Here is a 1746-nt window from a genome sequence, read left to right on the forward strand (position 1 = left end):
GCCGGTGCGGGTGCGGGGCGGGCTGCACCGGCTGCACCGGCTGGTGCGGAACCGGCGGCGGGCGCTCGCGGTGGGTCTCGCCGTCACGGCCGCCGCGCTGGTGGCGGCGGGTCCGCGGGACGGTGATCAGGCTCGTGGACACCCGGGCGGCGGCTCACACGCCCGCGCGCAGTCATCGGCGCGCGCCCCCGCCGACGCTCCTCGCACCGCCGGGAGGGTGAGGGCAGCCGTGCGGATCAGCGACGCGGCCACCGTGCGGCTGCTGCGCCCCGGTGACCGGGTCGACGTCATCGCCGTCGCCCCGGCGGAGCGGTCCGCGGGGCCGGAGGGCGCGGCACAGGTCGTCGCGCGCCGTGCGCTCGTGACGAAGGTGCCGGAGCCGGCGGGCGGCTCGGCCGGCGCCGGTGGCGGGGGTGACGAGGGTGACGGGGGTGCTGCCTGGGACGATGCGGGGAGCGCCGAAGGCGGGGCGTTGGTCGTACTGTCCGTGCCCCGGTCCACCGCGACCCGCCTCGCCGGCGCGAGCGTCACGGCCCGGCTGGCGGTGACCCTGTGGTGAGTCCCGTACTGCACTTTCTGCCCGGTTTGATGTCAAGTCCCTCGTTCGAGCTACCTAATTGGACACGCCCTCCTCGGCGTGACGTAGGTTGCGGAGCTGTTTGTTCCACAACCTGTACATGCGAGGAGTGTCACCGAGGTGAGCGAAAAGGCGAGCGTCCTGCAAGGCTTCAAAGCCTTCCTGATGCGTGGGAACGTCGTCGATCTGGCAGTCGCGGTGGTGATCGGGGCGGCGTTCACGAACATCGTCAACTCGGTGGTCAAGGGGGTCATCAACCCGCTGATCGGGGCCATCGGCACGAAGAACCTGGACAGCTACAACTCCTGCATCAAGGGACCCTGCACCGGGACGGGCGACACCGCCACGGGCGTCCGGATCCTGTGGGGCTCCGTCCTCGGCGCGACGCTGACCTTCGTCATCACGGCGGCCGTCGTCTACTTCCTGATGGTCCTGCCGATGTCGAAGTACCTGGCGAAGGTGGAAGCACGCAGGAAGGCCAAGGAAGGCACGCAGGAGGTCATGGAGATCACCGAGCTGGAGGTGCTCAAGGAGATCCGCGACGCCCTGGTCGCCCAGCGCGGCTCCGGGCACGCCGAGCGGTAGCGGCACGCCTCCGTCGGACCCGCCGGGCTCAGATGTGGTGGGGCGGCTTCTCGTCGAGGAAGCGTTTGAGGTCGGCCGCGCTGTCGCCGCCGGCTCCGGGCCGCTCGCCCCACCCGTGGTCCGTGTCGTCCGAGGACTGCCGGTCCAGCGGATCGTCGAAGATCAGCGCGGCTTTCGGCTCGCGCGGCTCGGGGGCGGCGGGGGTGCTCATGCCTCCAGGGTACGGCCCCGGGTGCGGGCCGCGGAGCGAGCGGGGGCGCCGGCCGGGGCGCCCCCTGGCCGCCGACCGGTGCCCGCTCCCTCGGCCCTTTCCGCACCCCCCTGAACCGCATCTTCACGGGCCACCCTCCCCGTCGCCCGCCCGTGCGCTCCTCGGCAAGATTTTCCCGGGGGCCCCGACTTCACCCTGCCGGCCGCCGCCGCCCTCACCGGACTGCCCCTGCGCCGGACCCGGCCGCTGCTGGCCGAACTCACCGGCCTGCACCTCGTCACCGAACACAGCCCCGGCCGGTACGCCTTCCACGACCTGCTCCGCGCCCACGCCGGCGAACTCCTGGAGGAACGGCACACCGAGGCCGAACGGC

At 72.9% G+C, this 1746-nt stretch carries 3 protein-coding genes and 1 pseudogene; 2 read left to right on the top strand and 2 right to left on the bottom strand.

Annotated elements, in window-relative coordinates:
- Window positions 1-559: RcpC/CpaB family pilus assembly protein (locus BZL64_RS29325; RefSeq protein ID WP_244205536.1), on the top strand; the 559-nt coding region annotated here is incomplete at its 5' end.
- Window positions 560-697: 138 nt separating this feature from the next.
- Window positions 698-1162, top strand: a complete 465-nt coding sequence (gene mscL, locus BZL64_RS29330) for a large conductance mechanosensitive channel protein MscL (protein ID WP_086772185.1) — start codon at window positions 698-700, stop codon at window positions 1160-1162.
- 28 nt (window positions 1163-1190) lie between these two features.
- Here mscL and BZL64_RS29335 read toward each other — a convergent pair whose 3' ends face one another.
- Both BZL64_RS29335 and BZL64_RS42240 read right to left on the bottom strand, forming a co-directional pair.
- Window positions 1191-1373: a hypothetical protein gene (locus BZL64_RS29335; protein WP_073495991.1), complete on the bottom strand. Its 183-nt coding sequence runs from the start codon at window positions 1371-1373 to the stop codon at window positions 1191-1193.
- A gap of 123 nt (window positions 1374-1496) precedes the next feature.
- Window positions 1497-1746 (bottom strand): annotated as a pseudogene (locus BZL64_RS42240) (hypothetical protein); the annotation flags it as partial.

Origin of the sequence: Streptomyces bobili, from assembly GCF_002154575.1 — a bacterium.
In the GTDB taxonomy this organism is placed as follows: domain Bacteria; phylum Actinomycetota; class Actinomycetes; order Streptomycetales; family Streptomycetaceae; genus Streptomyces; species Streptomyces bobili.

What these genes read in the sequence shown, in the direction of transcription:
- BZL64_RS29335 (WP_073495991.1), bottom strand. Translation starts at nt 1,373, where the DNA reads ATGAGCACCCCCGCCGCCCCCGAGCCGCGCGAGCCGAAAGCCGCGCTG.